This window comes from Halalkalibacter sp. HAAS-P013 (assembly GCF_056619925.1).
The window spans coordinates 309,106-333,852 of the sequence record NZ_JBWQTU010000002.1; the positions used below are offsets into that span (position 1 = coordinate 309,106).

Here is a 24,747-nt window from a genome sequence, read left to right on the forward strand (position 1 = left end):
CTGTCTATTATGCATGCCAGTTTCCTAGTTAAGTGTACAAAATGTTTCTGGTGGAAGCCAACAAATATAAACAGAAACCATATTAATTCACGATTTGGTCACTTTTTCGAAATGGTATTACTTCTGCCGGAGGTTTTGAAACAACTATATATTCAATCTTATAGCCTTCTTTTTTTCTTTTTATAAATGTTGATTTTGAAATAGGACGTGCTCTTGACCAACTTAATGAATCAATATTTTCCCAAGAATCATGTGTTATTAGTTCTTTCTTATAGTAATAGTCATTTCCAGATGGATAAGACTCACATATATACTTTACCGTCTGTTTTGAATGCATTTATTGCCACTCCTTTGTCCATAGCTTTCCCAGAACATGACAAGTTAAAACTACACTTGCTAGGAGTTCGTGAAATGAATAAATACATGCTAAACTATGTAAATGAATGGAATAAGAAAGGGGAGTGATTGAGCTGTTACTTTTTTCGCTTAAACTCTTGCTTAATGGCCAATTCACGTCCTTGAAACATAGCTCGTAAGATTGGTCTCGTAACAAAACTCCACACTTGCTTTAAACATAACCATGTCTTCCATGATCGTCCTTGAATCTTCTTCAGTAAAATTGTGCGTATGGCTCCATTCTGTAAATGGATATGGTAGCTTTATTCCTTTATCTATAAAGAAACTTGGAGCATGTACATGACTGATCTGTGAAGTCCAGTTCACATACAAACCAGCAAAATGAAGTTTCATATGAATTGTGTTTCCTTCGACTGTTTCAGGATTTGAAAGAATCGTCACTTTTGGAAATGATGTAATCTTAGCTAAATTTTCTGCCGTAGAAAAAAACGTCCAAACTTCTTCAATTGGTGCATTAATAACTGTTCTATATGTAAAAACAAGTGAACCCATCGCTAGCACCACCTTCAGCAAAATTTATTAACTACAATTAAGAGGGATTATTTATGGTAAAAAAAGATTTCATTTTTTGCATTGGTTTTCTTTTCGCAGTCACGCTATTATCAATCAGTTTTTTTCTCCCCACATATTTCTGGATCCTCTTTCCAATATCGCTTTTTTTGCTTTCCGTGTACAGTTGGGTATTCGAGAATCAACTAGTAGAGAAACTTCATTTATCACAATGGCTTCTTTCATTTGCAAGCGGGCTCTCGTTATATCTTTTATTTGCTCTTGGTAAATGGTTGATAGAGATTTCTGGCATTCCATTAATGGACCAACTCCAAGCACTATACGCATTAGTCAAACCAACCGATTGGCTTCATTACGTTTGGCTTTTTATCATCATCATACCTGGAGAAGAGTGGTTTTGGCGGGGATTTATTGTTAATCGACTAAGCAAAAAAACTACAATATATAAAGCAGCCATCGTTGGTACTTTTTTATATGGAGGAGCACACCTTGTAACTGGTAGTTTACTATTAGTATTAGCCGCTCTGTTCGGGGGCTTCCTTTGGTCGATTCTGTATTTGAAGACGAGAAACATCTTAGTCCCGATTATATCCCATTTATTTTTTGATGTTCTCTTACTAATTCTTTTTCCTTTAGTGTAAAAAAATGACTCAATCAATTCCTTTTAATTGATTGAGTCATTTTTACGCATATATATTTACTAACAATCCTTTAATTTCCCCAACCATATTAAGGATGTCTAATCCTTTTTTCTGCTTTTGTAACACGGCATCTGTTAAGTCTAATAGCTTGCGGTCGACTTCTTGGACAATTTTATAAATTTTCGTTCGCCCTCTACGGTTAAACCCTCGGCGTTCTTCTACACTTAATCCAAATTGAACAGCATCTTCCATGAACTCTTTGACAAGTTGCTTATATTTTCTTAACTCATCTACAGTTCGCGTTTCCGATAGGACTTTCCCCTGATCATCAATTTTACTCATTAATTGCGAAAGTCGTTCATACGCTTTTTCGTCGCGTTGCTTCCCCATTACTTCTTGAAACGATACCTTTGCCTCAGGACCAGTCTTCTTCGGTTCAATACGACCAAGTCCTGTTTTGGCTATACGTTGCACATCCATAATAAACCTACTTTCTAAGCTAGTCTCTTTGTTTGTAGTTTACCACATTCTCTTGAATTCAGTAGGAAAATGACGAGAAGTTAGTCTTCTCGTCATTGGACACTATTTATTGTAATAATTGTAATACACCCTGCGGCAACTGGTTTGCTTGAGCAAGCATCGCCGTAGCAGATTGGTTCAAAATGTTGTTACGAGTAAATTCAGTCATTTCAAGTGCCATATCTGCATCACGGATTCGTGATTCAGCAGCTGTTAGGTTCTCATGAGTGACTTGAAGATTGTTAATAGTATGTTCAAGACGATTTTGTATTGCACCGAGTGTTGAACGCTGACCTGATACAGTTTTTATAGCGGCATCTATTGCACTGATTGCTTCGACAGCACCCTCTCTGTTCTCTACACTTATGTCGTTAATACCCAATTCGTCGCTGTCCATTTGGGTAATTTTGAATTCAACGCTTTGACCTTCATTTGCACCGATCTGGAAAAATAACTCTAATTCTCCAGATCCATCTTCTCCACTTAACAATTTACGGGTATTAAATTCCGTTTTCTCAGAGATTTCATCAATTTCTTCAATTAGCTGTGAAATTTCTTTATTAATTTCATTACGATCATCGTCTGTATTCGTATCATTTGCAGCTTGAACTGCCAATTCACGCATACGTTGAAGCATTGCATGAACCTCCTGCATAGCTCCCTCAGCTGTTTGCATAAGTGAAATACCATCTAATGCGTTTCTTTCTGCCATTTTTAATCCTCGAATTTGCGAGCGCATTTTCTCTGAAATAGCAAGTCCTGCAGCATCATCTGCAGCACGATTAATACGCAATCCAGAAGAAAGTTTTTCTAGATTCTTTGAAGTACTCGCTTGATTTTGATATAAATTCCGATAAGAATTTAAAGCTTGTATATTGTTATTAATTTTCATATTTTTTTATCCTTTCGTTACTCATAGAGTGCAGTAGTTTCATATGCATTTACCTTCGCTGTTGTTCTTTTAGCTGTTGAATTAGGTTTCATTTTCGTTGATTCATTCCATGAAGACATAATCTCCATTAACAACTTCACAACCTCTTCAATGAGTTTTTTGTCTTTTTTTATATTAGCTTCAATTAATCTATCTGCAATATAGTTATAAATTTGTTCAAGTTGATCTGCAATAATCCCAGCACCATAATTCAAACCTGCACCTAAACGGTGAACAATATCGCTTGCTTTCTTCAGCTTTTCATTAGCATTAATAAAATCCTTTTTATCTATAGAAATAATCGCATTTTCTAAGTTCGTTAAGCACGCTTCATAAAGCAAAGCTGTCAATTCTTGAGGAGACTTTTGATAAAGTGTCTCGTTCGTTAGGATTGTGGTCATCCGTTCCACCTCCATTATTTCTATTTCCTATAATTTATATCGGGAACTGTCGAAAAAAGTTTAATAGCTTTTTTCCATTTTCTCTATTAAGAGTAATATCTCAGCCATAACAGAATAAAGTTGTGGTGGAATATTTTCACCTAAATCCATATCAAGTAAATTTTCAACAAGTTTAGCATCTTCTTGCATATGGACATTGTTCTTCTTGGCTAACTCCATTATTTGATCAGCAACTTTTCCTTTTCCATGAGCTACAACTTTCGGCGTTCCACCATTTTCATCATCATATCTGATGACAGCTGCAGTTGGTCCATTGATTTTCTTTCGTTGCTTATGATTTATGTGTCTAGCGACCATCATATTTTATAATCAAACCCTTTCTCCCCGAACGCAGGTTGTAAAGATGATTCTTGTTCTTCTCTGCTTACTAACTCTTCACTTTTAGTCAGCTTACTAAAATTAATTCCATTAATCGAATAACCAATCTCAGAAAGCTTCGCGACAGCCATCTCGACGAGTGGTGCCATTTTTTGTTTAAAATCACCTTTATCGTTTTTTAACGTTACCGAAAGATGCCCTTTTGCTGCTGATACAACAATTCCAATCTCCCCCATCTTAGGCGTTTCCATTAAAAAATAAAGACTGCAGTTCTCCCAGTCCACTTGTTGTCCTTCATTTCGCGAATTAACATATACTTGTAGGTTTTCAACTTTATCCTCTAGTAATAACGGAAGTTGGAAATACAAGCTTTGTAGATTGCTTTGTTGCTCAGATCTACTTAATAACTGCTGTCCTGTTACATTTGACAAAGCTTGATTAGCAAGCTGTTGTACACGTGAGCCTTCTTCTTCTCCTCGTGCTAATTGCATTAAAATCGATTTTAAATTCCGTTCAGATGAATCTTGTTGCTCACGTCCAGATGCTAGTTGCATAGCTACTTCACTATCTCGATTTAGACCAACATTTCTCACCATTTCAAACATCGCTCGTGGTGAACCTTCTTGCATTGGTCCACGGGCTGTATCAGCATATTTTAATCCAAATGATTTACTTGGCGTTTGAAATTCACGTAATGCTTGTTCACTTGCTGCTGTATAATGCTTCACCCTCGTTTCTGATGGTTGAAATTGCAGTCTCTCAACCTGCTGCTTCACTTCACGGACGATCTCATTTACTTCTCGATATTTCCCTTGTGCTAATAACTTTTTTGCTTCAGCTAATTGACTGCTTGCCTGCATCAATTGCCTTTCCGTCTTCATATCAGTCAGCAACATCATTTCACTTTTTAAAATCGCATTATCTAAGTTTTTAATCGTCGTCTCAAGTAATGGCTTGGTCTGAGATTGTGCTTGACTGCGAAATTGCTCAATTTGTCGATTAATCAGATCTAAATTACGAGTAATATCTCGTTGAAGTTTCTTAAAATCGCTTACCATTTGTGCCATTTTTTCTGTTACCGTTGTAACAGCAATTGATTTATTAGCCATACCCACACTTGTTTGGAACGCTTCATTTTGAGTATAAGTGGTTGTTTCTTGCTGCCTTAACAGATTAACTTGCTTAATATCTTCAATTGCCTTGGCTATTTCTTGACGGGACTTTAATTCTCTTCCTTGTTGCTGCAACTCTCTTGCACCGGTGATTGACTGCCTAAATTTATTTTGCTCTTCTGCCGTGAGCGCTTGGTGATTATTTAGTAAAGAATCTACTTTTTGTATGGCACGGTCTAAAGAAGCTTCCCTTCGAAGCAACGTTTCTGCTTCTTTTGTCGCTTCGCCTAGAGCTCTAACATGTAGATTCTCATTAGCTATTTCTTTCGATACAGCCTCTGTTTTGATACTTTGTTCAATCGTATTCAGTGATTGCTGCAATCGGTCCTTAGCCACACTTTGTAATTGAATTGCCTGACGCAATGACTTGGAAAGCTGTTGACTTGTTTGAGCATCTGAAGCCGCCATTTGCCTAATAACCGTTTCTACTTTCTCGCTAACAGAATAAGATAAGTCACCTTGTGTAAGTTGTTGTCTAACATCTGCGAGAGATTGACGTCTTCCTTCATTACTAGTTGCCCGTTCAGCTTGTTGCAAAGATTGAATCAATCTTTCATTAGAAATTCGATCAAGATGTCTTGATTCTGTTACCGCTCGATCAACAGAGCGGCCTGTTTCACGGTCTACTTGAGGATTATTCGCTAGTTGGTGTACTCGCTCCACTCCTCTTCGGACTGACTCCCGTTGAATCTCAGTTCGTACTTGCACAATTTGATCAACTATTCGAGATCTAGTTCCTTCCTGAACTTGAGTAGTTTGACCTCTGTCATGAAGTCCCCTTGCTTCTCCCTCCATTTGAGCAAGTGCTTGGACTTGAGTTGCACGCTCCACACTCCCTCGTTGAACTTGGCTTTCGATTTGATTGATTGCCCTTACTAATCGATCATTCGTTGACTTGTGGACTTGATTCGCTTGACGAACTTCCAGCGTTAGTTGTTCATGTAAAGGAGTACGAACTCTAATGTTTTCGACACGTTCTCTCGTTCCTTGCGTAAATCCTTGTTGTTCCATTTGCGTTCTTATATCTCGTATAGCTTGGCGCTCTGATGGATTTGTAGTTATTCGTTCGACTTGCAAAAGTGCTTGAGTGATTCGATCTGTCATAACTCGAACGACATTCCGAATGTCATCTGTCGTTCGCTCGATTGCTCGGCTTGTTTCCCGGTCTACTTGCGGATAATTTGCTAGTTGCTGGATCCGGTCCACTATTCTTTGAACTGGTTCACGCGAAATTTCATTTCTTACTTGCGCAATTTGGTCAACCAGTCGAGGTCCATTTCCTTCTCGTGTTTCAATTGTTGATACTCTGTCTGGATTTCCACGTGCTTCACTCCCTGTTGGACGCTCCAATCGTTCTCTTTCAGCTGGCCCTACCTTAAAATCACGGTCAAGTTCTTTTGCCAAATCCGTTAAAACACTATTTATTTGTCTGCCATGTAATGTTTCATGAATAGAACGCAAATGAGTTGAAGTCACTTCTAGCCTTTTATTCGCTAAAGCCTGAACTGTTTGCAGCCGTCTTTCTGATTTTCCTTCGTTAATAAACTTTTGTAAGTCTCTTACAGCTTCCTTTGAAAGAGCAACCCCTTTATCGAGTACGATAGCAGCAGCCTGTCTTAGCTCAGGAGTAGGCTGTTGGATTCCTAATTGACGTAATGTTTGAGTAACACCTTGCTGACGGCCTTGCTCATGAGTTCTCGCATGTTGAGTATCTCTTCCGCCCTCGTCATGAAGAACTCTAACTAGAGTACGATCAGCTTCAGACCCAAGTACCTGAACAGTCGTACGCTCTCCTGATGGAACACCACCTTCAAACTTAGCTACAACCTCTCTTCCCCTTACAGAGAGTAATGCTTCATTGTTACCCTTTTGTTCTTTCACGGTAACCCGATATACGTCACCTTCTCTAAGTTGAATCAGTCGCTCTGATTGCTGTGTTGTATGTAAAGATTGTTGAACCTGCACCCTTCTCACGCTCCGCTCATGTTAAATCTACTTCTATTATCGGTTCCATATGAGAAGATCTTTACTGTTATTCCTCTTCTTCTTTTTTCCAACCTTTCTGGACAATTCCTTCACCAAACCGTTCACGCAATTGATTAATCGTCTCATTAATTTCTTCTTTTTTTATCTCCTCTTCATATGTAAATAAGTCGAGCTGCTTATATGCATGTTTTTTCTCAAGCAAATCATATGTACTTATCCCTAATAGACGAATGGCATTGCCATTCCAAGCTTCCTCAACAAGTGATTTTGCCTCATTGAATAGCTCCTCTTCAGATTGAATAGGGTTTAGGAGTTTATGACTTCTCGTAATCATTTTCCAATCGTAATAACGAATTGTAATTTGTACTCCTCTCGCAAACATGTCTTTCTTTCGTAATCTTAGATGTACACGTCTTGCAAGATCTTCTAATGTTCCTCGTATGACTTGGTCGTTTTTTGTATCTTTACGTAATGTAGTTGAATGCCCAATTGATTTGAATTCAGAATAAGCATGAGGGTTAACAGGCCTACTGTCATTTCCGTTCGCTCTTTCTTTTAACTCTAACCCACGCTCTCCGAATTTTTTCAAAAGGCGTTCTCCATCCGCAACAGCTAAATCTCCTATAGTTAAAATGTCCATATTTCTCCACTTATCAACCGTTCTTTTCCCAATTCCGTGCATTTCTTCTATTGGTAGTGGCCATAATTTCTGCTGGATATCACGTTTTCGTAGAATTGTGATCCCATTTGGTTTTTTCATGTCACTTGCCATCTTAGCTAGAAATTTATTTGGGGCAATTCCAATACTACAAGGGAGCTTTAGCTCTCTTAACACACGCTTCTGCATATTCTCCGCTAGTTTTACCGGATCCTCCTCATGTAAATAAGACGTTAGGTCCAGGTACCCTTCATCAATGGATACTTGCTGAACAAGAGGAGTATAGGTAAAGAGAAGTTCAAAGAGAGCTTTCGATGCCGCACGATACCGATCCCCATTGGGCCTAAGGATGATTAAATTCGGACATAATTTCTTTGCTTGCCAGATAGGCATCGTTGTTTTTACCCCTTTTGCTCTTGCTTCATAACTACTAGTTATGATAATGCCTCGACGTTCTTCCGGATTCCCTGCAATCGCGACCGGTTTACCTAATAAAGAACGGTCATAAGCTATTTCCACCGATGCAAAAAAACTATTCATATCTAAATGAAATATCAAACTAGCACGATTCATCCTACAGACCTCCTTACACTTATTATACGAAAATGCGTTCGTTTTTTAAAGAAGACAGTTGCAGTACGAACCGTAGTACGTTAAGGTGTTAACAAAGAAACATTTAATGTACTTATTAAGAAAAGAGCAATCCATTTTAAGATTGCTCTTTTCTTAATTATTCTTATTTTATTGATACTTCTTTCACAACTGCGACTACTGCTTCTGAAAGTTTAACAAGTTCAGAAATCGGCATGCGTTCATTTTTTGTATGAATTTCCTCATACCCAACCGCTAAATTCACAGTCGGTACCCCATGTCCAGCAAAAATATTCGCATCACTGCCTCCCCCACTTTGAAGTAGCTTTGGGGTACGGCCAATTTGTGACATGGCCTTCTTTGCTACCTCTACAACTTCATCACCATCACCTAGCTTAAATCCTGGATACATAATTTCAACTTCTACCTCAGCTGATGTCCCCATCTCTTTAGCTGTAGATTCAAAGGCCTCTTTCATCTTTGCTACTTGTGCTTCCATTTTCTCAGCAATTAAAGATCGTGCCTCCGCCAAAATGGCTACGTGATCACACACAATATTCGTTTGTGTCCCACCTTCAAAACGTCCAATGTTTGCCGTCGTCTCTTGATCAATACGTCCAAGAGGCATATTAGAAATTGCTTTTGCAGCTACAGTTATAGCGGAAATACCTTTCTCCGGAGCCACACCTGCATGAGCGGTTTTACCGAGAATCGTTGCCTTCACCTTTGCTTGAGTTGGAGCTGCTACTATAATATTTCCAACAGGTCCATCACTATCTAAAGCAAATCCAAATTTCGCTTTTAAAAGACCTGGATCGAGAACTTTGGCTCCGTTCAAGCCCGATTCTTCGCCAACTGTAATAATAAATTGGATCGTACCATGCTCTAATTTCTCCTCTTTTAAAACACGAACAGCCTCAAGCATAGCTGCAATACCAGCTTTATCATCCGCACCTAAAATTGTTGTTCCATCTGTCACGACATAGCCGTCTTGAATTGTGGGTTTGACTCCTTTTCCAGGGACAACAGTATCCATATGTGAAGTGAAGTAAATCGTATCTACTCCTTCTTTTGTTCCTTCAAGAGTACATATTAAATTTCCCGCTGCATGCTCTGTTTTACTAGCTGCATCATCTTCTACTACAGTCATTCCTAAGTCTTCAAATTTCTTTTTAAGTATAGGGGCTATGATGTCCTCATGCTTTGTTTCAGAGTCAATTTGTACAAGTTCCAGAAACTCATCTACTAAACGTTGTTCATTTACCATATGTATGTTCCTCCAAATTCAGTCTATGTATGAGCGTTAGTCAGTGTAGGCTCAATCCATCTACTTGCTTGCTTATAACCATCGTTAAAAAGGGCTGTACCTATTTACGACATAATTAAATGTTACCGTTCTCGATCATAAAGCGCAAGTTCCTGTAAAAACAACTAACTTACTTACTTTTCTCACAAAACTCATATAACACGCCATGAGTTGATTTCGGATGAAGGAAGGCCACTTTTGCTCCGCCGGCACCATCAATCGGTACATCATGGATCATTTTAATACCATTTTTCTTAATTTCTTCTATTCGTCCACTAATATCAGTCACACCGAGCGCAACATGATGAATGCCCTCTCCACGTTTTTCGATAAATTTGGCAATTGGGCTATCTGAAGATAAAGGTTCAAGTAATTCAATTTTCGATTGACCAATAGCTAAAAAAGCAACTTTTACGCCTTGAGATGCAACTTCTTCTATTCCAAGTACCGGCAACTGTAAATGGTCCATATAGAATGGCAGTACTTGATCTATTGAACGAACAGCGATACCAATATGGTCAATTTTCTCTAGTCTATTTATTGTCAATTGAATCAACTCCTCCATATTCTTTAAATTTATTTCTTGATAGCGTCTTAGATTCCTTCTTTTATCTGGTATTTATAGATTTCACTTGTCCAAAATCGTATAAGAAGATAAAATAGAACAAGGTATTAAAGAGGAGGGTTTCACATGCCACGTAAATTTCAAAAAGCTATTATTTATTTAATGATTGCAACTATGGTTCTTGGTACCCTTTTAATGGGTGTATCTTTTTTCTAAACAAACTACAAAAGCAAGCTCTTATATGTGTAAGAAAAACACCTGGGATATTCTACCAGGTGTTTTTCTTTATTGCTCCAAACTTTTCTGCTATTTCTATAAACGGATCTTCTGTATCCGTTATATAGATTGTTGTTCCAATCGGGATCTCTTCAAATAGCTCTTCGACAATGGTGTTAGGCATCCGAATACACCCTGCCGTCACAGAATAACCAATGGAGTCAGGACGATTCGTTCCATGAATACCGAACGTTCTTCCGTCCGTATCATTTGCATTAAAACCAATCCACCTTGAACCAAGAGGGTTGGTTGGATCACCACCTGGTATATCTTTCTTTCGATAATAAGGGTCTTTTGCCTTCACAATAATTGTAAATGTTCCAAGAGGCGTTTCATCACCCGATTTACCAGTTGCCACTTTAAACACCTCTTTGATTTCACCATCATTAACATAGGCAAGTTCGTTCTTATTGACATTTACAATAAGAAATGGGTCTCCCACCATTGGGTTATCTCCAATTGGCCAAATAGGTGAAGCAATTAAGATAACTAACATTGAAAGAAGTGAGAGTTTCATTAGAATCCTCCCTGTACTTTTAGCAAAGGATGCTTAAACAACCATCTTTTTAATTAGTTTCTCTCTACAGTTTCTTTTTATCCGCTTGATTCCATAATCGATCCTTTATATGCAAATATTCCTCAAGCTCATGCAAGATATAAACAAGTGAAGACCTAACTTCAAATTCCTCTCTCGTCTTCGGAAGTGGCATCTCCTCAAATCCAGCTCTCATCGAACGGATCCTTTCCAAGAAATAAGGAACTCTGTTTGCAGGGCTCACGGAATTACTAAGCTCATCCATAAAATCAGCTACAGTCTCACTTTGAGAAACTGTTTGATGGATTTGCGATACATATGGCATTAATCGTTCTAAGATTTCAAATTGCTTCTCACGCATCTTAAAGTAATAATAATATTGATCATCATACCGCAGGATGTGATTATGAATATTTCTCAATGCAAGATTTTTTCCTTGTTGTAATAGATCCACCGTTTCTGGAATTTCCTTTCCATCCCATTCACTTTCCCCATATCGTAAATAAACCGATAATTCATGAAGAATGGTCTTGAAATGCTCCTCTATTTCTTTATGATACATTCTTAACGCTTGATCACTATTTGGCATGTAGAGGTTCATTAACAAGGCAACTCCCACTCCAATAATAATGATCAACAATTCATTAAATATAAGAGTTAATGACATATTACCAACTGTGTAAAGATGTAGAATAATGACCGAGCTAGTAGCAATTCCTTCATTCATTTTCAATTTTACAACAATTGGAATGAATAAAATCATTATTAAGGCTAGTGTCCATGGTTGATAGCCAATTACCTCAAACAACACTCCGCTGATCATCATTCCGATTATGCATGAAACAACACGAGCCCAAGAAACCTTAAGCGAATCTCTCCTCGTTACAGAAATGCATAGGATCGTTATAATGGCAGCTGATCCATAAAAATCTAAATTAAGTCCCTGAGCAATTGCTACAGCAAGTCCAGCTCCTACTGCTGTTTTTAATGTCCGATAGCCAATTCTAAATGACATGAGCTCCCTCTCTTATGTAAAACTTATTTTACGTAATTTTACCATACTTTCGTACAAGTATAAGGTGTCCTTCTTGAAAAGAAAAAAGGGGCTATGCCAAAAGGTCTAATTTTGACCATTTGGCATAGCCCTGAAACAATGAGTCACTACATCTTTTAAAAGCTTTGAGACTAACCCCTTCACCTATAAAACCTTCTCCAAAAACTCTCTCGCTCGATCAGATCGCGGAGCATTGAAAAATTCACTTGGAGGAGCATCTTCCATTAAAATACCATGATCTAAAAAGAGAACACGGTCAGCTACTTCCTTTGCAAAACCCATCTCATGAGTGACAATCGCCATTGTCATACCAGACGTTGCTAAATCTTTCATTACTTCTAGTACTTCTTTAACCATCTCTGGATCCAAAGCTGATGTTGGTTCATCAAACAACATAACTTCTGGCTCCATTGCTAGTGAGCGTGCAATAGCTACCCTTTGTTTTTGCCCACCTGAGAGGCGACTTGGGTATTCATCACGCTTATTTAGTAACCCTACTTTTTTAAGTAACGTTTCTGCTCTTTCGGTTGCTTCCTGCTTAGATAGACCTTTTACAGTCATCGGAGCATATGTTAAGTTACCTAAGACGGTCATATGTGGAAATAAATGAAAATGTTGAAATACCATACCAATCTGTTGTCTGACGCGCAGGACATTGGTTTTAGGATTCGTTAACTCTTCACCACCAACGTATATCTTACCAGATGTAGGAATCTCAAGTAAATTCATACATCTAAGAAACGTGGACTTTCCCGAACCAGAAGGTCCGATTATTGCGACAACCTCTCCCTTTTTAATATCTGTAGTGATACCTTTTAAAACTTCGACTTTTCCAAAGGATTTATACAAATCGTTTATTTTAATCACTGCGCTGCAATCTCCTTTCAATAAGTCGACCTATGATGGTCAATACCATAACAAGTAAATAGTAAATCAAACCAACAAATAACAGTGCCTCAAAATATCGATAAATTTGTGCGTTTAATACTTGAGCACGGCGCATGAGATCCATAACACCAATGATTGACACAATTGCTGACTCTTTTGTTAAGTTAATAAATTCATTGAAAAGCGCAGGCAATATATTGCGGAAAGCTTGAGGTAAAATAATTCTTAACATCGTAGGACGATAAGGAATCCCTAACGCCTCAGCAGCTTCCTTTTGGCCCTTGTCTACCGCTTGGATACCTGCGCGAATAATTTCAGAAACATAGGCTGCTGAGTTTAATCCAAAAGCTAGTACTCCAGCTACATACGCTGAAATATCCATCCCTAATTGCGGGATTCCAAAATAAATAATTGATAATTGTAAAATCAATGGTGTTCCACGGAATACTGACGTGTAAGCATCTGCAAACCAACGGAGCACTCGGAATCGACCAATTTTAAAAATGGACAAAATAATTCCTAACACGAGACCTAATACTAGTGCTGCTGATACAAATTGTAACGTGACCCCGATCCCTTGTAGTAAAAAAGGGATATGGGGCACGATTTGGCTAAAATCCAAATTCATGCCCAATTATCCTTCCTATTAACATTCTTGTAATAACACAACACATCCCGCGGCAAAGTTTGCGCGCGGGTGTAATTTCATAGACTTTTATTGTTACTGTGCTAAATGACCTTCAGCAACAGTATCCTCCATTAGGACAGCATCAATACGTCCAGCTTGTAATTCTTGCATAATTTCAGGAATACGATTTAACTTCACTACTTCAAAACCATATTCTTCAGCTAGTTCATCTGCTTCTTCCTCTTGGATTGAACCCAATTGAACGCCGACTTTTAATCCCTCTAAATCTTCAAGGGATGAAAGATTAGCACTCTCTTTTGAAACGATAAGGTTTGTTGCCTCATAATAGATATCGGAAAAATCCACATTTTCTTTACGTTCTTCTGTAGGTGTCATACCAGCTAAAACAAAATCAACTCGCCCTGATTCCATTGCAGGAATTAACGCATTAAAATCCATATCTTCAATTTTTAAACCATAGCCTAGTTCTTCAGTGATGTACTTCGCTATATCAATATCAAAACCGATAATTTCTCCTGTCGTAAGGTCAACAGATTCGTATGGAGGATAATCAGCTGATGTTCCCATGACTAATGTAGTCTCTGCATCTGTCGGCTCAGTTCCTTCTGTAGCTGCATCCGTTTCTTCAACTTCACCACCAAACCATTTTAATATTAGTTCATCCATCTCTCCGCTTTCAATTAACTCATTTAACGTTTGATTGAACGGTTCAACAAGCTCACTGCCTTTTGGAAAAGCAATAGCAGACCCTAACTCTCCTTCAGTTGGAATCTCAAAGCTCACTAATTGATCAGTGTCCTCGCCGCCACAACCAGCTAATAATCCAACAGACAGAATGGCTGAAACTCCTAACATCCACCAACTCTTTTTCATAGTAAAATAACCCCCTGAATCTTTTTTTAATATAATATTTATTCTTGTAAATGCATATTAACACATACTTAAGTAGTTGAAAATAACTTTTTTCCGAAATTACCAACACTATTATTAACAGAAAATTCATTGATTTTCAATTATTCGAGGTAGATTACTTACCAATATAATTTGCTATTTCTCAATATTTTATCAATTGTTAATCCAACCAAAAGAGCGACCAGCTTCCTGGTCGCTCCTAGTACTAGTTTTCATGTTGTTCAATAAGTATTATTATTCTGTACCTTCTGCATCATCTTCTACAGGCTCATCAATTGTTGCTGGATCATCCACTGGTGCATTCTCATCCACTGGCTCTCCACAAGCTGCTAACACACTAATAGAAAGTGCCCCTACTAATACCATATAAAGTAGTTTCTTGCTCATCGCAAATTCCCCCTTTGTCGTTGAGTTGGAATTATGATGCGCTCCCAACTATTCCCATCATACTAAACTCCCCCTGCCGTTAGAAGCGCATTTACTTTTTTTACAAATTTTCACAAATTCATTTGATATTCTCACAATCTACTATCTTATTCTTTTAGAATTACAGAACTTCTTACATAAATCTAGATTATGGACGTCTTCCTCGTCTAAATTCAGTATACTTAACAGTAAGAACTATCCATAAGAAAGAAAGAGAGCGATTGAAATACCTTATCGACGACGAAATGACGCTTTTCGTTACCATTTTAAATACCCTCTCAATGCTAGGTATTAAAAAAATATGCTAAAGAAGTTAAATAATTTAGTTTATTATTATAAATTACTTTAAAGAAGCGAAATGCTACCTCTGTAGCATTTCGCTTTTTTTGCTTTCTATTTGGGCAGGTAGAATAATTTCCATTTTCGTCCCTTTTCCTTCTTCACTATAAATATTTAACACTCCATTATGATGCTCAATGATCTTGTAACAAACCATCAAACCTAAACCTGTTCCCTTTTCCTTTGTCGAGTAGAATGGCTCACCTAAACGCTGGATTCGTTCTTTAGGTATTCCACATCCATTATCTTCGACCTGTATGCATATTTGATTATCGGGGTGATTTAGTATACGGATTGTAATTGTTCCATTATCGGCAACTGCTTCTATGGAATTCCGAATTAAATTAATAAATACTTGTTTTAACTGTTTTTCCAAGCCAATAATAAAAGGAACTTGTTCATATTCAAACTCTAAAGTGACGTTATTCATATTCGATTGTGTTTTTGTTAAAGTTAAAATTTGGTTTACAAGGTTTAAAATATCTAATTCTTCAAATTGATTATCAAAATTAGGCTTAGCTAAAGTAAGATACTCATAAATGATTGCTTCTACTCGCTCTAACTCTTCCATCACCAAATTTATATAAAACGGGTTGTATTGCTGTTCTTTTTGAAACAGTTGCAAGAAACCTTTCACCGTCGTTAATGGGTTTCTTATTTCATGGGCTACTCCCGCAGCTAGTTGTGCAACAACTGATAATTTATCCGATTTTCTAATAATATCATCCACTTTTTTTCTTTCTGAAATATCTTTTAATATCGTTCTAAACGCAGGCTTCCCGCGAAATCTAATAACAGTTGTCGTAGCTTCTACTTCTATAGTCTTCCCTTGTTCCAGTTGAAAGCAATAAATTGTATTCGCAACGGAAATTTTCCCTAGAAGTAATAGGCGGCTATCCTCTCTCGCTCTTGCTCGATCGTAATTAGATAGAAGGTTATTTAATTTCAAACCAATTAATTTCTGAGGATGAATAAAGTTAAAGAGCTTCTCCCCTGCTGGATTCACATAAATAAGTTTCACTCCATCATGGACCATAATCGTTTCCGGTGTATTTTCTACTAAGCTTCGATAGTTTTCTTCTTTTATTCGAAGTTCTTTTTCCATTTTTTTGCGATCTGTAATATTAATAAAATACATCGTTACTTGTTCATCGGAACGGTACGCTCTTACATCAAACCATTGCTCTTGTTTTTCGTGAAAATATTCAACTTGTGTGTATTCCTCACCAACAAGCAATTGATAAAATTTCTTTGTCAACGTTTCTTTCTTGTCTTGTTTTAAACTTGCCCAAAAATCACTTTTTTGTAATTCTTTCCATGACATGTCTAGCATTCGTTCAGCTTCTTCGTTAACGTATAGAAATTGCCCATCAAGTCTAATCGTAATAATAGCATCTTTTATTCCATCAAGAATTTTTTTCGGCAAACGAACTTCATCACGATTTCTGAGGCTTGTTTCGAGCAACGAGCTTTCGCCTTCTTTTCCAATTACCATTAGTCGATCTAGTTGCAAATGGAAACAGATTTCACCTTCTATAGAAACATCTGTAACTGTAAATAATGTCGTTTGAAGGTATCCTTTTCCATGTAATATTATCTTTTCAATTTGATCGTTCTTCCGCCCTTTTTTCAACAATGGTTCTTTTATACTTTGTCGATTTAGGCTGTCTTCATTAATTAAAAAAGATTCTATATTTAACAACTGAATTTCCTCTTTTGTATAACCAAATTGCTCGCAAAATGCTGTGTTAACGAACAGAAACTCTCCACACTCATTCACAATGGCTTGTCCTTGCAGCGATGCACCTAAACACGAAGAAACAATTAAACCATTCATATCCATTCTCCTAACTTAGGCAAACTATTCCTCTCGATAAGATTCGCCGTTATCCCTATAAATCCTGTTTTTTTCGCCAGTTTTCTTGCTCATATGCTACTCTATTCCATTAACCATCACTTGGTTACCATTTCCAATAGGTGCATTTCTTCATAACGAAAGAAGGCAGGTTATTCCCTGCCCTCTACATAAATGTTGTCGTTCTATTAAAGAACATCAAGGTTAACAAGTAACGCGAGGAGAATTTGTAACAATAATTGAATGTTTACACCAATTTGCGTATCTGTTGTTGTGACATCGACATTTCTTGAGTTTTCAATTACTGTTTTCTGGAACGTCATTTGCTTTGTTTTTGTACTCTGTAATAACTCTTGCGTGATTTGTTCAGCTTGCTCGCTGCTAGCTATAGAGATACTAATAACTAACGCAATTGCTGCTTGCAATGACGCTTGCAATGAAACTGCAGCTTTCGTATCTGTTGAACTTACTTTTACATCACAAGAATCTTTAATGATAATATACTCCTCAGACTGTTGGAATGTTTTATCTACTTGCCCAGCACTTTGTGTTACAGTGTCGTCGTCAGCCATTGGGTGACAAGCTTTCGAGTCAAGCGCAGACCACCTTGTTGTGTCTTCTTTTTTTGATGAATAGTATACATCTTGATTCATGATCAATTCCTCCTTTCCGTTTCTAATTTACACTATGTCTTTATGCGGATTTTGCTTGGTCATTTGCCTCGGTTCATCTGACTAATTTCAAATTTTCTTAAAGATTAAAGGTGACTGGTATGTTTTCTTTCCATACAGCCACCCTTTTTATACTCAATCGTTCCCATAGAAGTTGTCTCTAAAGAACATCTAAATTCACAAGTAAAGCAAGGAGAATTTGTAACAGCAATTGAATGTTAACCCCTATTTGCGTATCTGTTGTTGTTACATTTACATTTTTGGAATTTTCAACGACTGTTTTCTGGAACGTCATTTGGTTTGTCTTAGTGCTTTGAATCAATTCTTGAGTGATGCTCTCTGCATCCTCACTACTTGCTACAGATATGCTGACAATTAAAGCGATTGCTGCTTGAAGTGAAGCTTGTAACGAAACAGCTGCTTTCGTATCAGTTGAACTGACTGAAATATCACAAGAATTACTAATCAATATATACTCCTCTGATTGTTGAAAAGTCTTATCTACTTGACCAGCAACTTGGTTTACACCTTGACTCATACTTACTGCCTCCTTTCCTTCTCTAATTTACACTATTGCCTTCTAACGAAATTTGCTTGGTTATTTGTCTCAATAAATGCGCCTATTTTTGGTGAAGTGATGAAATATAAAGGAGAGTTTAAAATCATAATTGACTTAAACCCTCCTTTTCACTTTAATGTTTATTAAAAAAGGTTTTAACTTTCGATAAGTCATTGTTGCTTTTCATTATCTTTTTCAACGACTCTTCAATGACTGAGTTCGTTTGAACAACTTCTTCCTCTACGTTTTGTGGCGTGTTATTATCCTCAAAGTCCTCTTCACTTACACTTTTGTTTTGATTCTCAAGAAACTTCTCTACTTCTGATTGAATTTCCCCAACAACTCTCTTTACTTTCTCTTTTTCCTCATCTGATAAATCAGATACTGGTTTCACATTATGCTTGCTCAGAACTTTTTTCACCATTATATCCATAAGCTCTTGCTGATAATTGCTCATTATGATGCTCCTCTCTTCCTTTCGTTTATAGCCGAATGGCATTATTAGAATATGATACAAGCGGATGCAACGTGTTAGACTGTAGCGGAGTTCATTTGTAATTGATCAGTATTGTCGAGGAAAATAATTAAAAACAAAAAAGGTGTTATCAAAAAGGTATAATTTTTACCTTTTGGGATAACACCTCACTTTAAACAATTGCTGCTATTTATTTCTTGTTATCATGATCAATATCTAACTCTTCTATTAGGTCTTCTTTTATTTCTTCTTTCATCCCTTCTAACATTTCTTCTTTCATTTCCTCGTACATTTCCTCCTTCATCTCTTCCTTCATTTCTTCGATAACTTCTTCTTTCATTTCCTCATACATTTCTTCACGAATTTCTTCTTTTATTTCTCTTCGATTTTTCTTATGACGCTTTCTGCCTTCTAGTTTATAATCTCTTCCTAACATGATTAGTACCGAGATGATCATTATTATCATAATAATAGCAAAAGGAAGGGCTGCAATAATTGATGCTGTTTGCAGTGCGCTTAGGCCACCACCACCACTGATTAAGAGTACGGAAGCTGTCCCTGCAATTAAGACTCCCCAAAGCATTTTGGAAAATAGACTAGGATTTAAACTACCGTGAGAAGTCATGGCTCCTAAAACATACGAAGCCGAATCAGCAGATGTTATAAAAAAGATAAGAATGAGAATTACTGCAATGAAGCTTGTGATTGTACTTAAAGGTAATTCACCAAGTGTAGCAAAAAGTGCTAATTCCACATTATTCATTACAAGATCTCCAATCGGAGCAGCACCAGCAATTTCTAAACTTAATGCCGTTCCACCGAACGCCGTAAACCAAATAATGGCTAAAATCGATGGTACAACTAACACACCTGCCATAAATTCTCTGATTGTACGTCCACGGGAAATTCGAGCGATAAAAATCCCCATAAATGGAGCCCAAGCAATGTGCCACGCCCAAAAGAAGATGGTATTCGTTCCAAGCCACGCACTTTCAATAAAAGGGGTCATCGTTAAACTCATTGAAGCAACATTTGTAATGTAACCACCTAATGTTGTCACAAAGCTCTCTGCAATAAACAACGTTGGCCCGACTATGATGACAAAAAGCAATAGGATAGCCGCAACAGCTAAGTTAATATTACTTAACCTCTTAATACCTTTATCTACTCCTTTTGCCGCAGAAAACATAAAAAGAAATGTAACAATAGCAATAATTATAACTTGAGTTGCCACCGTATTTGGCACAGGAGAAATGTAGGAAAGCCCCCCTGTGATCTGCAGTGCGCTTAAACCAAATGTTGTAGCAACACCTGTACAAGTTGCAATGACAGCTAATATATCAATCGACTTTCCTAACCAACCATGAACTCTTTCACCAATAATTGGATAAAATGCAGAACTAATTAATGCAGGACGATCTTTTCGAAACTGAACATATGCTAATGTTAATCCAACAATGGAAAAGATTGCCCACGGATGTAGGGCCCAGTGAAAAACTGCATATCTTAGTCCAGCAACTGCAGCCTCTGGCGTTTCAGGTGTAAATCCACTAGGTGTGTCAAAGTAATAAAGTACTGGTTCTGCTACCCCCCAAAAGACAAACCCTACACCAATACCCGCAGCAAAAAGCATTCCTATCCACGAGTACCATGAATATTGCGGCTTCTCACCTGGTTTACCTAACCGCATACTCCCAAGTGGGCTGATGGCTAAAACAATTACAAATAAAACAAAAAAGGCAGTGACTAACATATAAAACCAACCAAAATTAGCCAACATCCAATTGAGACCTTGGCCTGCCGCTCGGTCGAGTGAGCCTGGCGATAACGCTCCCCACACGACAAATAATCCGACTAACATAGCTGATATGATAAGAACCATTCCTACTCTTTTCGTTTCATTAACTTGATCCATATTAACCTCCTATACAAAAACCACAAAATTTCAAGCATATAGCTAACAGTTTATACTACCCAAATTACATAACACGTTAAACCTGTCTTTTAATTACTCTTTGTTATATTCAGATATACTATTCTTTTGTTGTTTAAGAAATAACCAATAATTGTAAAGTCATTTTGCAGTTTAGAATGGTTTTCTATAGATATACTAAAAAAATATTACATTTAACTTATACAGGTTTTTTGCTTACTTGCTATAGCGAGAATCGTAATATTAGAGAGGTCGTTGCTAATGGATAATGAGAAAAGAGCTGAGATTATATTTTGGAGTATTGCCTTTCCTGGATTTGGTCAATTCCTTAACAAAAAATATGCAAAAGGATTTTTATTTGTCATATTAGAGTTTATCGTTAACGTTCAAGCAAGATTAAATTTAGCAATCATCCCCAGTTTTCATGGATTAGGAGAAGCTGCCAATGCCTCTGTTAATTATCAATGGATTATGTTCTATCCTTGTTTATATTTATTTTCAATGTATGATGCATACCGCGATGCTGGTGGAGTACATATACGTTATGCCTTTATCCCGTTTGTAGTTTCTGCTTATGCTGGAACAATTGGTGTAGTCTTCTCCTCTACAATGGAAATTTTCGGAAAGATCGCTGGCATTATTTGGCTTCCTATCCTCTTTCACTTAGGTGGATATCTTATTGGGTTAATCATAAGAGCAATCGTATTAAAAACTGTTAGAGTTAATCCCCAAACATAAACTCTAATCATTTTCTTACGGAAAGATTAGTTGCTATAATAATAATCAAGGAGGGGAATTAGTTGAAGCACATTATTGAAAAAGCTACGTTCGCTGGCGGCTGTTTTTGGTGTATGGTAAAACCATTTGATAAGTATGAAGGAATTGAATCAGTTATTTCAGGTTATACGGGAGGTTATACTGAAAACCCTTCATACGAGGAAGTTTGCTCTGAAAGTACGGGGCACTTTGAAGCAGTCCAAATCTTATATGATCCGGCTGTTTTTACATATGAGAAGTTATTGGAGATTTTCTGGCAGCAAATTGACCCGACTGATCCTGGAGGACAGTTTTTCGACCGTGGAGATTCTTATCGAACAGCGATCTTTTACCACTCAGACGAACAACGAAAGCTTGCCGAAGAATCAAAGAAGTTATTAGAAAAAAGTCGAAAATTCCCCACATTAATAGCAACACAAGTATTACCGGCAAAAGCGTTTTATCCTGCTGAGGAATATCACCAAGATTACTACAAGAAAAACCCACTTCACTATGCAAGATATCGCAAAGGATCGGGTAGGGAATCATTTATTAACTTACATTGGGGGCAAAATGATGAGTAAAGAAACGAAAGAACAATTAATAAAGCGCCTAACACCGATGCAATATGCTGTCACGCAAGAGAATGGGACAGAACCGCCTTTCCAAAATGAATTTTACAATCATGAAGAAGACGGTATATATGTCGATATTGTATCAGGTAAACCTCTATTTAGCTCTTTAGATAAATATGATGCTGGATGTGGCTGGCCTAGCTTTACCAAACCAATCGTTGATGAAGAAATAATTGAAAAAGAAGATTATAGTCATGGGATGATTCGAACAGAAGTCCGTAGTAAAGAAGCAGATTCACATCTCGGACATGTCTTTAATGATGGTCCAGGACCAAATGGGTTACGCTACTGCATAAATTCAGCAGCACTACGTTTTATTCCAAAAACTAAATTAGAAAAAGAAGGATACGACTTGTATCAAAAGTTATTTAAATAAATAGTGAGAGAGGTTGTCTCATAGGAACTGCCCGCACCATAAAGTAAGTATATATCCGTTTATTTGAGTACACATATTTTGTTTGACCTAGCGGGCTGAAACTTGATTTTGTGACAACCTCTCTTTCTTATTTACCAGCACGATACCTCCCTAAATCCATATCCTAGAAAATGATTCCCTTAAATCATTCACACTATTTCGTCGTACGTATATCGGACTACATATTTGTCTGTTCTCAATTTCTTTATTTCTACAAGTGGCCCGATTTCATAGCCACTCGTCCAATTGTCTTCAATTTTTGCTTTCACACAACCAGCTTGAAATTTAGATCGGAATACTTGTTTATAGTAAATCCACCTTGGAATTTTGGACATTCTCACTCATACCTTTCTCAACTTTTCTATATAGTACAAAATATTAAAGAACTATACAATTTGTTCGAACTGTATGTTCCTATTATCTTTAACATTTTTTGGGTGAATAATCCTAAATGGTATTCCATTAATTGAACCTAACTATTATTGAATCACTTAACATAGCATTATCACCTATCATTAGGTAAAATAAAAAAGGGAATTCTCAGGAAGAGGAGTTGAGTCATATGAGCAGAAGATTATTAGAAGGCAACATTACAGAAACAAGCATTAAAAGCGAAGAGTTGCAGGAGGAAATATCATTACTCATTTATACTCCACCTAACTTTACGCCATTGCAAACGTATGATGTTCTAATATGTCAAGATGGCAACGACTATTTTCAGCTTGGGCGCATCCCAAGACAAATTGAACAATTAATAGACGAAGGTGAAATTAGGGAAACGATTGTTGTTGGGATTCCATATCCATCTGTAAGTGAACGGCGAAAACGCTACCACCCCAATGGAGAAAAAGTTGAGTTCTATATACGTTTTTTAGCAAATGAAGTTATACCATTCCTTGATAAAACGTATCCAACTCATCAACTTGCCTCATCTCGAACGTTAGCTGGAGATTCTCTTGCTGCAACAGTATCTCTTTTGACATCTTTGAAATACCCTAGCCTATTCGGTCAAGTAATGATGCACTCTCCGTATGTTAATGAGTCGGTTATTCATAACATAGCTACTTATAACAAAATAGAGAACATTGCGATTTATCATGTGATTGGAACGAAAGAGACAGCTGTAAAAACAACGGATGGACAAACGCTAGATTTCGTAACTCCAAATCGGCAGTTACATGCTATGTTAAGAGAAAAGCCATTTGCCTATACTTATGAAGAATTCGATGGGGATCATACATGGACATATTGGCAAAAAGATTTACCAAGAGGCTTAACCACGTTATTATCATAACAAAAACGATCACAGAAGGAGGATGTTAACTATGAATTATGGAATTGCTTTGTTTCCATCTAAGGAGCTTCAAGACTATGCTAACTCTTATCGGATGCGCTATGACAGTCATTATTCACTAATCCCGCCACATATCACTTTAAAAGAAACATTTGAGATTCAGGAAGAAGAGCTTTCTTCAATCGTCTCTACTTTAAGAGAAATTGCCAATAATGCAGAACCTGCTTTTATTGATATATATAAAGTAGATACCTTTTACCCGCAGTCGAATACAATTTTCTTTAAGATTCGTGAACATGAATCGTTATCATCCTTGTACAAAGCTCTACACGAGAACCCCTTTTCTTCAAATGAAAAATATGGGTTCATCCCTCACGTGACCATCGGGCAAGACCTCTCAAGTCAGGAGCACGCTGATATTGTTGGGCAATTAAAAATGAAGAAAATTGAACATCAGGAAACGATTAATCGAATGCAGTTGCTTTATCAATTAGAAAACGGTTCATGGACCGTTTATGAAACATTCCATCTTGGAAAGGAAGTATAAATTAATAATGGAAGTCGTTAAAGTTATAACAAAAGATCAGCTAGAAGATGCATATAACATTCGTACTGAGGTGTTTGTCGACGAACAAAATGTACCAATAGAAGAAGAAATTGACCAACATGAAGAAGAAGCGATTCACTTTGTTGTATATAGTGAATCTGACAAACCAATTGGTGCGGGTCGTCTTAGGTTTGTTGATGGCTATTGCAAAGTTGAACGAATATGTATTGCCAAAAATGCTCGTGGTACAGGAGCAGGACGGGAACTGATGAAAAAGATTGAGGAAACTGCTCAATTAAATGGGATTGTCAAAGCAAAGCTAAATGCGCAAATTCAAGCACAGGAATTCTATTGTAAACTAGGCTATGAGACGATTTCAGGAGAATTCCTAGACGCTGGTATCCCTCATGTGACCATGACTAAATCATTAGGTTAACGAAAAAAAGAAGCAAC

30 protein-coding genes are annotated in these 24,747 nt (G+C 37.2%); 8 read left to right on the forward strand and 22 right to left on the reverse strand.

Going from position 1 to position 24,747, the window contains the following annotated elements; all coding sequences use genetic code 11:
• Positions 1-82: 82 nt before the first annotated feature.
• Together AC1FXP_RS05425 and AC1FXP_RS05430 are read right to left on the reverse strand one after the other, a co-directional pair.
• Positions 83-337: a hypothetical protein gene (locus tag AC1FXP_RS05425; protein ID WP_480059179.1), complete on the reverse strand. Its 255-nt coding sequence runs from the start codon at positions 335-337 to the stop codon at positions 83-85.
• Positions 338-510: 173 nt separating this feature from the next.
• Positions 511-909: an SRPBCC family protein gene (locus AC1FXP_RS05430; RefSeq protein WP_480059181.1), complete on the reverse strand. Its 399-nt coding sequence runs from the start codon at positions 907-909 to the stop codon at positions 511-513.
• A gap of 53 nt (positions 910-962) precedes the next feature.
• Between AC1FXP_RS05430 and AC1FXP_RS05435 the strand changes: the two genes are divergently transcribed.
• Entirely contained in the window at positions 963-1,568 is a 606-nt protein-coding gene (locus tag AC1FXP_RS05435) for a CPBP family intramembrane glutamic endopeptidase (RefSeq protein ID WP_480059183.1), read from the forward strand.
• 42 nt (positions 1,569-1,610) lie between these two features.
• On the opposite strand, the gene AC1FXP_RS05440 is transcribed toward AC1FXP_RS05435, so the two are convergent.
• The 8 genes from AC1FXP_RS05440 to mce form a co-directional block, all read right to left on the reverse strand.
• On the reverse strand, positions 1,611-2,048 hold the full coding sequence (locus AC1FXP_RS05440; protein ID WP_480059185.1) for a YaaR family protein: 438 nt from the start codon (positions 2,046-2,048) through the stop codon (positions 1,611-1,613).
• A 106-nt stretch (positions 2,049-2,154) separates the two neighbouring features.
• On the reverse strand, positions 2,155-2,979 hold the full coding sequence (locus tag AC1FXP_RS05445; RefSeq protein WP_480059187.1) for a flagellin N-terminal helical domain-containing protein: 825 nt from the start codon (positions 2,977-2,979) through the stop codon (positions 2,155-2,157).
• A gap of 17 nt (positions 2,980-2,996) precedes the next feature.
• The gene (gene fliS / locus AC1FXP_RS05450; RefSeq protein WP_480059189.1) at positions 2,997-3,419 is read right to left on the reverse strand and encodes a flagellar export chaperone FliS; all 423 of its coding nucleotides are present in this window, start codon (positions 3,417-3,419) and stop codon (positions 2,997-2,999) included.
• A gap of 60 nt (positions 3,420-3,479) precedes the next feature.
• Positions 3,480-3,779: an EscU/YscU/HrcU family type III secretion system export apparatus switch protein gene (locus AC1FXP_RS05455; protein WP_480059191.1), complete on the reverse strand. Its 300-nt coding sequence runs from the start codon at positions 3,777-3,779 to the stop codon at positions 3,480-3,482.
• Positions 3,776-6,934 (reverse strand): hypothetical protein, encoded by a 3,159-nt coding sequence (locus tag AC1FXP_RS05460; RefSeq protein WP_480059193.1) that lies wholly within the window; start codon positions 6,932-6,934, stop codon positions 3,776-3,778. The genes AC1FXP_RS05455 and AC1FXP_RS05460 overlap by 4 nt, the downstream gene beginning before the upstream one ends.
• A gap of 67 nt (positions 6,935-7,001) precedes the next feature.
• Positions 7,002-8,186 carry a DNA polymerase IV gene (locus tag AC1FXP_RS05465; RefSeq protein WP_480059195.1) on the reverse strand — a complete coding sequence of 395 codons (1,185 nt, stop codon included), beginning with the start codon at positions 8,184-8,186 and terminating at the stop codon, positions 7,002-7,004.
• A gap of 163 nt (positions 8,187-8,349) precedes the next feature.
• The gene (locus tag AC1FXP_RS05470; protein ID WP_480059197.1) at positions 8,350-9,471 is read right to left on the reverse strand and encodes a M20/M25/M40 family metallo-hydrolase; all 1,122 of its coding nucleotides are present in this window, start codon (positions 9,469-9,471) and stop codon (positions 8,350-8,352) included.
• A gap of 169 nt (positions 9,472-9,640) precedes the next feature.
• A complete protein-coding gene (gene mce / locus AC1FXP_RS05475) occupies positions 9,641-10,057 on the reverse strand; it encodes a methylmalonyl-CoA epimerase (protein ID WP_480059199.1) in 417 nt (138 codons plus the stop codon).
• Positions 10,058-10,201: 144 nt separating this feature from the next.
• Between mce and prli42 the strand changes: the two genes are divergently transcribed.
• Complete coding sequence (gene prli42 / locus AC1FXP_RS05480; RefSeq protein ID WP_480059201.1) at positions 10,202-10,291, forward strand: stressosome-associated protein Prli42; 90 nt, start codon at positions 10,202-10,204, stop codon at positions 10,289-10,291.
• A 52-nt stretch (positions 10,292-10,343) separates the two neighbouring features.
• On the opposite strand, the gene AC1FXP_RS05485 is transcribed toward prli42, so the two are convergent.
• The 11 genes from AC1FXP_RS05485 to AC1FXP_RS05535 all read right to left on the reverse strand — a co-directional run bounded on the left by AC1FXP_RS05485 (position 10,344) and on the right by AC1FXP_RS05535 (position 20,629).
• Positions 10,344-10,868, reverse strand: a complete 525-nt coding sequence (locus tag AC1FXP_RS05485) for a L,D-transpeptidase (protein WP_480059203.1) — start codon at positions 10,866-10,868, stop codon at positions 10,344-10,346.
• Positions 10,869-10,932: 64 nt separating this feature from the next.
• Complete coding sequence (locus AC1FXP_RS05490; RefSeq protein ID WP_480059205.1) at positions 10,933-11,901, reverse strand: aromatic acid exporter family protein; 969 nt, start codon at positions 11,899-11,901, stop codon at positions 10,933-10,935.
• Positions 11,902-12,084: 183 nt separating this feature from the next.
• Positions 12,085-12,807 carry an amino acid ABC transporter ATP-binding protein gene (locus AC1FXP_RS05495; RefSeq protein ID WP_480059207.1) on the reverse strand — a complete coding sequence of 241 codons (723 nt, stop codon included), beginning with the start codon at positions 12,805-12,807 and terminating at the stop codon, positions 12,085-12,087.
• On the reverse strand, positions 12,800-13,456 hold the full coding sequence (locus AC1FXP_RS05500; protein WP_480059209.1) for an amino acid ABC transporter permease: 657 nt from the start codon (positions 13,454-13,456) through the stop codon (positions 12,800-12,802). The genes AC1FXP_RS05495 and AC1FXP_RS05500 overlap by 8 nt, the downstream gene beginning before the upstream one ends.
• Before the next feature lie 93 nt (positions 13,457-13,549).
• Complete coding sequence (locus tag AC1FXP_RS05505; RefSeq protein ID WP_480059211.1) at positions 13,550-14,350, reverse strand: transporter substrate-binding domain-containing protein; 801 nt, start codon at positions 14,348-14,350, stop codon at positions 13,550-13,552.
• 273 nt (positions 14,351-14,623) lie between these two features.
• On the reverse strand, positions 14,624-14,776 hold the full coding sequence (locus AC1FXP_RS05510; protein ID WP_480059213.1) for a hypothetical protein: 153 nt from the start codon (positions 14,774-14,776) through the stop codon (positions 14,624-14,626).
• A gap of 400 nt (positions 14,777-15,176) precedes the next feature.
• Positions 15,177-16,991: a PAS domain-containing protein gene (locus tag AC1FXP_RS05515; RefSeq protein ID WP_480059215.1), complete on the reverse strand. Its 1,815-nt coding sequence runs from the start codon at positions 16,989-16,991 to the stop codon at positions 15,177-15,179.
• 206 nt (positions 16,992-17,197) lie between these two features.
• Positions 17,198-17,662, reverse strand: a complete 465-nt coding sequence (locus tag AC1FXP_RS05520; protein WP_480059217.1) for a spore coat protein — start codon at positions 17,660-17,662, stop codon at positions 17,198-17,200.
• 178 nt (positions 17,663-17,840) lie between these two features.
• Positions 17,841-18,218: a spore coat protein gene (locus AC1FXP_RS05525; RefSeq protein ID WP_480059219.1), complete on the reverse strand. Its 378-nt coding sequence runs from the start codon at positions 18,216-18,218 to the stop codon at positions 17,841-17,843.
• A gap of 154 nt (positions 18,219-18,372) precedes the next feature.
• A complete protein-coding gene (locus AC1FXP_RS05530) occupies positions 18,373-18,696 on the reverse strand; it encodes a hypothetical protein (protein ID WP_480059221.1) in 324 nt (107 codons plus the stop codon).
• A gap of 208 nt (positions 18,697-18,904) precedes the next feature.
• A complete protein-coding gene (locus tag AC1FXP_RS05535; protein ID WP_480059223.1) occupies positions 18,905-20,629 on the reverse strand; it encodes a BCCT family transporter in 1,725 nt (574 codons plus the stop codon).
• 279 nt (positions 20,630-20,908) lie between these two features.
• Here AC1FXP_RS05535 and AC1FXP_RS05540 point away from each other — a divergent pair, with 279 nt between their 5' ends.
• The 3 genes from AC1FXP_RS05540 to msrB all read left to right on the forward strand — a co-directional run bounded on the left by AC1FXP_RS05540 (position 20,909) and on the right by msrB (position 22,414).
• On the forward strand, positions 20,909-21,385 hold the full coding sequence (locus AC1FXP_RS05540; RefSeq protein WP_480059225.1) for a hypothetical protein: 477 nt from the start codon (positions 20,909-20,911) through the stop codon (positions 21,383-21,385).
• A gap of 62 nt (positions 21,386-21,447) precedes the next feature.
• Positions 21,448-21,987, forward strand: a complete 540-nt coding sequence (gene msrA / locus AC1FXP_RS05545; protein WP_480059227.1) for a peptide-methionine (S)-S-oxide reductase MsrA — start codon at positions 21,448-21,450, stop codon at positions 21,985-21,987.
• Positions 21,980-22,414, forward strand: coding sequence for a peptide-methionine (R)-S-oxide reductase MsrB (gene msrB / locus AC1FXP_RS05550; RefSeq protein WP_480059507.1), 435 nt, complete (start codon positions 21,980-21,982; stop codon positions 22,412-22,414). The genes msrA and msrB overlap by 8 nt, the downstream gene beginning before the upstream one ends.
• A gap of 188 nt (positions 22,415-22,602) precedes the next feature.
• Here msrB and AC1FXP_RS05555 read toward each other — a convergent pair whose 3' ends face one another.
• The gene (locus tag AC1FXP_RS05555; RefSeq protein WP_480059229.1) at positions 22,603-22,788 is read right to left on the reverse strand and encodes a hypothetical protein; all 186 of its coding nucleotides are present in this window, start codon (positions 22,786-22,788) and stop codon (positions 22,603-22,605) included.
• A gap of 227 nt (positions 22,789-23,015) precedes the next feature.
• On the opposite strand from AC1FXP_RS05555, the gene AC1FXP_RS05560 reads away from it, so the two are divergent.
• From AC1FXP_RS05560 to AC1FXP_RS05570, 3 genes are read left to right on the forward strand one after another with little or no spacing between them, the layout of a single operon-like run.
• Positions 23,016-23,747: an alpha/beta hydrolase gene (locus AC1FXP_RS05560; protein WP_480059231.1), complete on the forward strand. Its 732-nt coding sequence runs from the start codon at positions 23,016-23,018 to the stop codon at positions 23,745-23,747.
• Between the two features lie 31 nt (positions 23,748-23,778).
• Positions 23,779-24,294, forward strand: coding sequence for a YjcG family protein (locus AC1FXP_RS05565; protein ID WP_480059233.1), 516 nt, complete (start codon positions 23,779-23,781; stop codon positions 24,292-24,294).
• Positions 24,295-24,301: 7 nt separating this feature from the next.
• Positions 24,302-24,730, forward strand: a complete 429-nt coding sequence (locus AC1FXP_RS05570; RefSeq protein ID WP_480059235.1) for a GNAT family N-acetyltransferase — start codon at positions 24,302-24,304, stop codon at positions 24,728-24,730.
• The last annotated feature ends 17 nt before the right edge of the window (positions 24,731-24,747 follow it).

Bases quoted from the DNA above. Each gene is read 5' to 3' on its own strand.
- AC1FXP_RS05425 (WP_480059179.1), bottom strand. From the start codon at position 337: ATGCATTCAAAACAGACGGTAAAGTATATATGTGAGTCTTATCCATCT.
- AC1FXP_RS05430 (WP_480059181.1), bottom strand. From the start codon at position 909: ATGGGTTCACTTGTTTTTACATATAGAACAGTTATTAATGCACCAATT.
- AC1FXP_RS05435 (WP_480059183.1), top strand. From the start codon at position 963: ATGGTAAAAAAAGATTTCATTTTTTGCATTGGTTTTCTTTTCGCAGTC.
- AC1FXP_RS05440 (WP_480059185.1), bottom strand. From the start codon at position 2,048: ATGGATGTGCAACGTATAGCCAAAACAGGACTTGGTCGTATTGAACCG.
- AC1FXP_RS05445 (WP_480059187.1), bottom strand. From the start codon at position 2,979: ATGAAAATTAATAACAATATACAAGCTTTAAATTCTTATCGGAATTTA.
- fliS (WP_480059189.1), bottom strand. From the start codon at position 3,419: ATGACCACAATCCTAACGAACGAGACACTTTATCAAAAGTCTCCTCAA.
- AC1FXP_RS05455 (WP_480059191.1), bottom strand. From the start codon at position 3,779: ATGATGGTCGCTAGACACATAAATCATAAGCAACGAAAGAAAATCAAT.
- AC1FXP_RS05465 (WP_480059195.1), bottom strand. From the start codon at position 8,186: ATGAATCGTGCTAGTTTGATATTTCATTTAGATATGAATAGTTTTTTT.
- AC1FXP_RS05470 (WP_480059197.1), bottom strand. From the start codon at position 9,471: ATGGTAAATGAACAACGTTTAGTAGATGAGTTTCTGGAACTTGTACAA.
- prli42 (WP_480059201.1), top strand. From the start codon at position 10,202: ATGCCACGTAAATTTCAAAAAGCTATTATTTATTTAATGATTGCAACT.
- AC1FXP_RS05485 (WP_480059203.1), bottom strand. From the start codon at position 10,868: ATGAAACTCTCACTTCTTTCAATGTTAGTTATCTTAATTGCTTCACCT.
- AC1FXP_RS05490 (WP_480059205.1), bottom strand. From the start codon at position 11,901: ATGTCATTTAGAATTGGCTATCGGACATTAAAAACAGCAGTAGGAGCT.
- AC1FXP_RS05500 (WP_480059209.1), bottom strand. From the start codon at position 13,456: ATGAATTTGGATTTTAGCCAAATCGTGCCCCATATCCCTTTTTTACTA.
- AC1FXP_RS05505 (WP_480059211.1), bottom strand. From the start codon at position 14,350: ATGAAAAAGAGTTGGTGGATGTTAGGAGTTTCAGCCATTCTGTCTGTT.
- AC1FXP_RS05510 (WP_480059213.1), bottom strand. From the start codon at position 14,776: ATGAGCAAGAAACTACTTTATATGGTATTAGTAGGGGCACTTTCTATT.
- AC1FXP_RS05515 (WP_480059215.1), bottom strand. From the start codon at position 16,991: ATGAATGGTTTAATTGTTTCTTCGTGTTTAGGTGCATCGCTGCAAGGA.
- AC1FXP_RS05520 (WP_480059217.1), bottom strand. From the start codon at position 17,662: ATGAATCAAGATGTATACTATTCATCAAAAAAAGAAGACACAACAAGG.
- AC1FXP_RS05525 (WP_480059219.1), bottom strand. From the start codon at position 18,218: ATGAGTCAAGGTGTAAACCAAGTTGCTGGTCAAGTAGATAAGACTTTT.
- AC1FXP_RS05530 (WP_480059221.1), bottom strand. From the start codon at position 18,696: ATGAGCAATTATCAGCAAGAGCTTATGGATATAATGGTGAAAAAAGTT.
- AC1FXP_RS05535 (WP_480059223.1), bottom strand. From the start codon at position 20,629: ATGGATCAAGTTAATGAAACGAAAAGAGTAGGAATGGTTCTTATCATA.
- AC1FXP_RS05540 (WP_480059225.1), top strand. From the start codon at position 20,909: ATGGATAATGAGAAAAGAGCTGAGATTATATTTTGGAGTATTGCCTTT.
- msrB (WP_480059507.1), top strand. From the start codon at position 21,980: ATGAGTAAAGAAACGAAAGAACAATTAATAAAGCGCCTAACACCGATG.
- AC1FXP_RS05555 (WP_480059229.1), bottom strand. From the start codon at position 22,788: ATGTCCAAAATTCCAAGGTGGATTTACTATAAACAAGTATTCCGATCT.
- AC1FXP_RS05560 (WP_480059231.1), top strand. From the start codon at position 23,016: ATGAGCAGAAGATTATTAGAAGGCAACATTACAGAAACAAGCATTAAA.
- AC1FXP_RS05565 (WP_480059233.1), top strand. From the start codon at position 23,779: ATGAATTATGGAATTGCTTTGTTTCCATCTAAGGAGCTTCAAGACTAT.
- AC1FXP_RS05570 (WP_480059235.1), top strand. From the start codon at position 24,302: ATGGAAGTCGTTAAAGTTATAACAAAAGATCAGCTAGAAGATGCATAT.